The sequence below is a fragment of the Rhodococcus sp. (in: high G+C Gram-positive bacteria) genome (genome assembly GCF_049286785.1).
Taxonomy (GTDB): Bacteria; Actinomycetota; Actinomycetes; order Mycobacteriales; family Mycobacteriaceae; genus Rhodococcus_F.
Map to the genome: position 1 here is coordinate 1 of NZ_JBAQEO010000302.1, position 7,284 is coordinate 7,284.

General features: G+C 65.5%; 1 protein-coding gene. It reads left to right on the forward strand.

Annotated features, from left to right (window positions below):
- On the forward strand, positions 1-7,284 hold a 7,284-nt coding region (locus WAW17_RS11715), incomplete at both ends, for an amino acid adenylation domain-containing protein (protein ID WP_422333149.1).

Sequence of the window (7,284 nt, forward strand, 5' to 3'; positions counted from 1 at the left end):
GTACGACATCGACGCTCGCTATCGATCCTCCGATCGATTCGCGGCGGATCGGGAGTATTGGGTGGGGCGCGTCGAGCCGATCGAAGGATCGACTCTGGCCGGCGTGCCCGCGCCCGCAGTCGCCAGAAGCAAGGTCGAGAGTGCGCTGCTGTCCGGGGCGGGCGTTGCCGGTCTCCAGGATTCCGACCGGCAGGCAACGGCGAGCGCCGCGGCCATGATCATCGCCGCCTTCGCCTGCTACCTGTCCCGGCTCACGGCGAAAACCGATGTTCTCGTGCAGGTTCCGATGTCCGGCCGGACGACGTCCCTGCTGCGCAACTCCGGCGGCATGATGGTCACCGTCGCGCCGCTGTCGATCTCGGTCGAAGAAGGAGAGACGGTCGCGGAACTCGTGTCGAGGGTTCGGCGAGAGCTGATGGGCGCGTTGCGGCATCAGCGGTGCAGTCTCGACGACATCCGCCGCGATCTGGGCGCGGGCGGTGGCGCCAGGCTGTACGGCCCCATGATCAACGTCATGCTGTTCCATCAAGAGGTTCAGCTGGGCCCCCTGGTCGGCGAATACCACATCGTCACGTCCGGTCCGGTGGAAGATCTTCTGGTCAACGTGTACCCGAGCGGCGCGCCGGCCGAGCTCTTCGTCGATTTCCGTGCGAATCCGAACCGGTACGAGGATGCGGCGCTACACAGGCACCACCGGCAATTCGTCGAGTTGCTGGAAGAGTTCGTCGTGGCAGACCCACAGACCGTTCTCGCCACGATTCACGCGGCGAGCGCCCGTGAAGGCGAGCGACTACGCCGCGCGGCGGGGCAGCTCGAGTACTGGAAAGTTCGGCTTTCGGGTCTTCCCGAGTTGCTGAACCTGCCTTCCGACCGGGCGCGACCCGCCACGCAATCACCGAGGGCGGACCGGGTCGAACTCCCGATCGGTGCTCAGACGCATCGCCGAGTGGTCGCGCTGGCAACGGAACACGACACGACCACCTTCTCGGTGCTGCACGCGGCCCTGGCCGTTCTGCTGAGCCGGCTCGGACGCACCTCGGATGTGGCGATCGGAACGCCGGTCACGGTAGACGGCGGCCGGAATGTCGTGGTGCTGCGGAGCCACGTCCAACCGGACATGTCCTTCACAGATCTGCTCAACCGCGTTCGTGAGGTCGACGCGGAGGCGTTCGAGCACTGCGATGTTCCTTTCGAGCAGGTTGTGCGGAAACTCGGGGTCGGAGAATCGCCCGCGTATGCGCCGATCGTCCAGGTGCTGTTCGAGCGTCGCGGGGTAGAGAGTCCCGAGCTCGGCCGGTTCGACCTTCGGGTGACCACCGCGGAGACCTTCGACAACGACGGCATCCCGTCCGGCATCACAGCAAATCTCGGGTTCGCCACCGATCTGTTCGACCCGGAAACGGTATTTCGGCTCGGTGAACGGTTCCGTCGAATCCTCGAGACGGTCGCCACCGACCCCGGCATCGACGTCGGCGAAATCGATATCCTTTCCGACGCCGAACGTGCAGCCTTCGTTCCGGTTCACGGCGTGCCGAGCCGCTCGGAACGCACGCTGCCCCAAGTGTTCGAGGCGGCGGCGAGAGCGAATCCTGCCGGTGTCGCACTTTCGTATCGCGGTGTCGAGGTGACGTATCGAGAACTGGACGAGCGCTCGAACCAGTTGGCGCGCGTCCTGGTCGCACGCGGCATCGGGCCGGAGAACTCTGTGGCGCTGGGCCTGACGCGCTCGATCGAGTCGGTCCTGTCGATGCTGGCGGTGGCCAAGTCGGGCGCGGCATTCGTGCCGGTGGACACGAGCTATCCGGCCGAACGAATCGATCACATGCTCGGCGATGCCGGTGCCGCCGTGGGTGTGACGGTGTCTGCCGAGCGTTCCCGGCTGCCGGACTCGATTCCGTGGCTGGTGCTCGACGACGAATTCCGAGCCCTGTGTGCCGGCCGATCGGTATCCGCCGTCACCGACGCCGATCGGGTCCGGCCACTGCGCAGGGAGAATACGGCCTACGTGATCTACACCTCCGGTTCCACGGGCCGGCCCAAAGGCGTCGTGGTCACACACGCCGGACTGGACAACTTTGCGGCCGAACAGCGCTCACGTTTCGGAGCGACGATGAACTCGAGAACACTGCACTTCTCCACCCCGAGCTTCGACGCGTCCCTCTTCGAGTACCTGCAGGCCTTCGGTGCCGGAGCGACCATGGTGATCGTTCCGCCCACGATCTACGGTGGGGACGAATTGTCCCGGCTCTTGAAGGCGGAGCGGGTCACGCACGGATTCATCACCACTGCGGCGCTCGGCTCGATCGAACCGGACGGACTCGACGACTTCCAGGACGTGGTGTTCGGCGGCGAGTCGTGCCCGCCGGAATTGGTGAAGCGGTGGGCGCCGGGCCGCAGGTTGTGCAACGCCTACGGGCCCACCGAGACCACCATCATGTCGAACATCAGTGAACCGATGTCACCGGCGGGGGCCATCACGCTGGGCGGTCCACTGCGTGGTTTCCGCGAGGTCGTCCTCGATGCGCGGTTGAAGCCGGTACCGGTCGGGGTGGCCGGGGAACTGTATCTCTCGGGCGACGCCCTGGCGCGCGGGTACCACGGTAAACCTGGTTTGACGGCGGAACGATTCGTGGCCAACCCCTTCGGGGGCCCCGGCGACCGGATGTATCGAACCGGCGACGTGGTGCGCTGGCGAGCCGACCGCACACTGGAGTACGTGGGCCGCAGTGATTTCCAGGTGAAGGTACGAGGCTTCCGCATCGAGCCCGGCGAGATCGACACGGTCCTCCACGCCCACCCACGCGTGAAGACTGCTGTGACGATGCCGCGAACGGCGCCCTCCGGTGATACGGTGCTCGTGTCGTACGTGCTGCCGGCGGCCGGGCAGCTGCTCGAGACTGCCGAATTGATGGACTATGCCGGAGAACAACTTCCGCCGCACATGGTTCCGTCTGTGATCGTGGTGCTGGACGAGATACCGATGACACCGGTGGGGAAGCTCGATCGTCAGGCGCTGCCCGCGCCGGACTTCCACTCGACGGCCACCGAGTTTCGTGCCCCTGCTGATCCGGTGCAACAGGCCGTGGCACAGGTGTATACGGATGTCCTGGGTGTGGATCGAATCGGTGTCGACGACAGCTTTTTCGAACTCGGAGGAAACTCGCTGGTCGCGACCAGAGTGATCGCGCGCGTCAATGCTGCACTGGGCGTCGATCTCGGCGTGCGGGAGCTGTTCGAGGCGCCGACGGTGGAAGCGTTGGCGCGGCGGATCGAGAGTGCCGGCGTCCGGCGCACCCACCGCCCGAACCTGGTGGTGCAGGAGCGGCCGGAGCGGATTCCGCTTTCGCTTGCGCAGCAGCGTATGTGGTTCGTGAATCAGTTCGATATCTCCTCACCGGCATACAACATTCCGATGGCGATCCGCCTGTCCGGCACTCTCGATGTGGAGGCACTGCGGGCGGCGATGGGCGACATCATCGAACGACACGAATCGCTCCGCACCCGGTATCCGGCCTCGGTGGACGGACCGCATCAAGTGATCGTGGCGCCGGCACAGGTGATTCCGGATCTGACACCGAGGCTCGGCGGGGACGAGGAGACGCTGCGGGCGCGGATCGCCGAGTGGACCTCTCAGGGCTTCGATGTGAGCGCGGAGGTACCCATGCGCGGTGCTCTGTTCCGGACCGGCCCCGACGAGCATGTCCTCGTGCTCGTGGTTCACCATATTTCGGCGGACGGAGCTTCGCTGGCGCCGCTGGCCCGCGACCTGACGGTGGCGTACTCGGCGCGGGTGCGGCGGGAGGAGCCGGATTGGCACCCACTCCCGGTGCAGTACGCCGACTACACCCTGTGGCAGAGGGAGGTCCTCGGCAGCGACCGGGATCCCGGCAGCGTGATGTCGGCGCAGTTGGAGTACTGGAGGACAACACTGTCCGGTCTCCCCGAGGCGATCGCCCTCCCCACGGACCGGCCGAGGCCCGCGGAGAGATCGTTGCGGGGTGAGACCGTCCCATTCTCGGTGTCTGCGGAATTGCATCGGGAGCTTCTCCTGCTCGCACGAGAACACAACGCCACGATGTTCATGGTGATCCACGCGGTTCTGGTGTTGTTGTCGGCACGGTTGAGCGGATCCTCGGACATCGCGATCGGGACGCCCATCGCGGGGCGCGGTGAAGAGGCACTCGATGATCTGGTGGGGATGTTCGTCAACACGCTGGTGCTGCGTACGACGGTAGAGCCGTTCGAGACGTTCGCCGAGGTGCTTTCCCGCGCCCGCGAGGCGGACCTGGGGGCGTTCGGTCATACGGAAGTGCCCTTCGAGAGCGTGGTGGAGGCGCTCGCGCCGGGGCGTTCGACCGCGTATTCACCGCTGTTCCAGATCTTGCTGGAATTCCGGAACACGGCCACGGCTCACGTGGAGTTGCCGGGACTGACGGTGGAGGTTGTCGAGGTCGAAACCGGTGTGTCCAAGTTCGATCTGCAGTTATCGGTCGCAGAGCGCTATGACTCGTCGGGGGCTGCAGCGGGCATCTCGGTCGCGTTGACGTTCGCGACGGATGTGTTCGATCGGACGACGGTCGCAGGGTTCGGGGAGCGCTTCATTCGCATCCTGGAGGCGGTCGCGGCGGCCGCGGAGACTCCGATCGGAGACATCGAGGTTCTCGGGTCGGAAGAGCGGGAGTTGGTGCTCGATACCTGGAACGCGACGGCGCACGACGTGCCGCACACGACCCTGGTGGAGCTGTTCGACACGCAGGTAGCCCGCACTCCGGACGCTGTTGCGGTCGTATCCGATGGAACCAGTGTGTCGTACGCCGAATTCGACGCGCGCGCCAACCGGCTGGCTCGGTATCTGATAGCGGCGGGGGTGGGTCCGGAATCATTGGTGGGAGTGTCGATTCGTCGCAGCGCGGACTTGCTGACGGCGATCTATGCAGTGATCAAGACGGGTGGCGCCTATGTGCCGTTGGACGCGGACCAGCCGGTAGAGCGTCTTGCCCATGTACTCGACACCGCAGCACCGCAGTGTGTGCTGACCAGCGGGGCGGACGCATTCGCACTGCCCGCATTCGCACTGCCCACATTCGCACTGCCGGGTGATATCCCGGTTCTCCACATCGACACCCTGGACGTGTCCGGTTTCTGCCCTGACCCTGTGCGGGATCTGGACCGTTCGGCACCGTTGCGGCCAGGCAACACCGCGTATGTGATTTTCACGTCGGGATCGACCGGTCGGCCCAAGGGCGTGAGAGTGACGCACGCGGCGATCGTGAATCGTCTGGTGTGGATGCAGGAGGAGTATCGGCTCCGGGGCGATGACGTGGTGCTGCACAAGACGCCGGTGACCTTCGACGTCTCGGTGTGGGAGTTGTTCTGGCCCTTGCAGGTGGGTGCCCGGTTGGTGATCGCGCGACCGGAAGGTCATCGTGATCCGAGGTACCTGGCCGGCTTGATCGTCGAAAATTCGGTCACTACAGTACATTTCGTTCCGTCGATGCTGTCGGTGTTCGCTGCCGAGCCCACAGCGGCGGAGTGCACGAGCCTGCGCCGGGTGTTCGCCTCGGGTGAGGCGTTACCTGCCCGGACGGCGTCGAAGATGCGGGCACTGCTGCCCGGTACCCGGATACACAACTTGTACGGTCCGACCGAGGCGGCAGTGGATGTGACGTTCCACGAGGTCACCGAGGCGGACACGGCCGGGATACCGATCGGTGCGCCGGTGTGGAATACGCAACTGTTGGTACTGGACGGGCGGTTGCGTCCGGTTCCGGTGGGTGTGGCGGCCGAGTTGTATCTTGCGGGTGGCCAGTTGGCGCGGGAGTATGTGAGCCGGCCGGACCTCACGGCCGAGCGGTTTGTCGCCGATCCGTTCGGCGCGCCGGGCGACCGGATGTATCGCACGGGTGATCTGGTGTCGTGGAATGCGGACGGTGAGTTGGAGTACCTGGGCCGCACCGATTTGCAGGTCAAATTGCGCGGATTGCGGATCGAACTCGGGGAGATCGAGACGGCGTTGCTGCGGTGTGAGGGCATTGCGCAGGCGGTCGTCGTGCTCCGCAACGACGGCTCGATCGGCGATTACCTGGCCGGGTACGTGGTGCCGTCGAGCGAGGTGAGCGTGGATGAGCGAGCTGTGCTCGAAACCGCCGCGGTCCGGCTCCCCGAGTACATGGTGCCGTCAGCCCTCGTCGTACTGACAGAACTGCCATTGAACGCGAACGGAAAGCTCGACCGGAAAGCTCTTCCCGCACCGAATTTCGGCGCACATGCCGGAGGATTCGTGGCACCCCGCAATCCGATCGAAGAGATAGTGGCCGCTGTCTTCGCCGACCTGCTCGGAATCTCGAGGGTGGGCGTGAACGACAACTTCTTCACCCTCGGCGGGAACTCCCTGATCGCCACTCGTCTGGTGGCGCGGATCAATGCAGCCGTCGGGGACCGGATCAACGTGCGCGATGTGTTCGACGCTCCCACCGTGGCGGGTCTGGCAGCGCTGGCGGAGTCGGAGGAAGGGCAGGAGGCCCGACCGCCGCTGAAACCGAGAGAAGGTACCGCGGAAGTCCCCGTGTCGCTGGCCCAGCAGCGTATGTGGTTCATCAACCAGTTCGACACCTCTTCCTCCGCATACAACGTTGCGTTCGCATTGAGGCTCGACGGTCGGCTCGATGTGAACGCGCTACACGCCGCCGTTGCCGACGTCATCGAACGGCACGAGTCGGTGCGCACCATCTTCCCCCTCACCGACGACGGACCGCACCAGGTGATCCTGCCCGCGACGAGCGCGGTGCCCGACCTCGCTCCGATCGGCGTGTCCAATGATGCCGAACTCCACGAACAGTTGCTGCGGGTGCTGTCCGCGGGATTCGACGTGACGGAACAGGTTCCGTTGCGCGCGCGCCTGTTCAGGCTGGGCGAGGACGCGCACGTGATCGCGGTGGTGGTTCATCACATCGCGGCCGACGGCTTCTCCATGGCTCCGTTGGCCCGGGACGTCATGGATGCGTACGCGGCGCGGGTGAACGGATCGGCACCCGGTTGGGCACCGCTCGACGTGCAGTACGCCGACTACACCCTGTGGCAGCGTGAGTGGCTGGGGTCGGAATCCGATGAGACGTCGCTGATGTCGCGGCAGTTGGCGTACTGGACCACCACGCTGTCGGACCTGCCCGAAGTGCTGGAGTTACCCACGGACCGTCCGCGTCCCGCTGCCCGATCACTTCGCGGCGGCCGCGTCGATTTCGTGATCGGTCCGGAGGTTCATGCCGGTGTGGTGAGGCTGGCGCG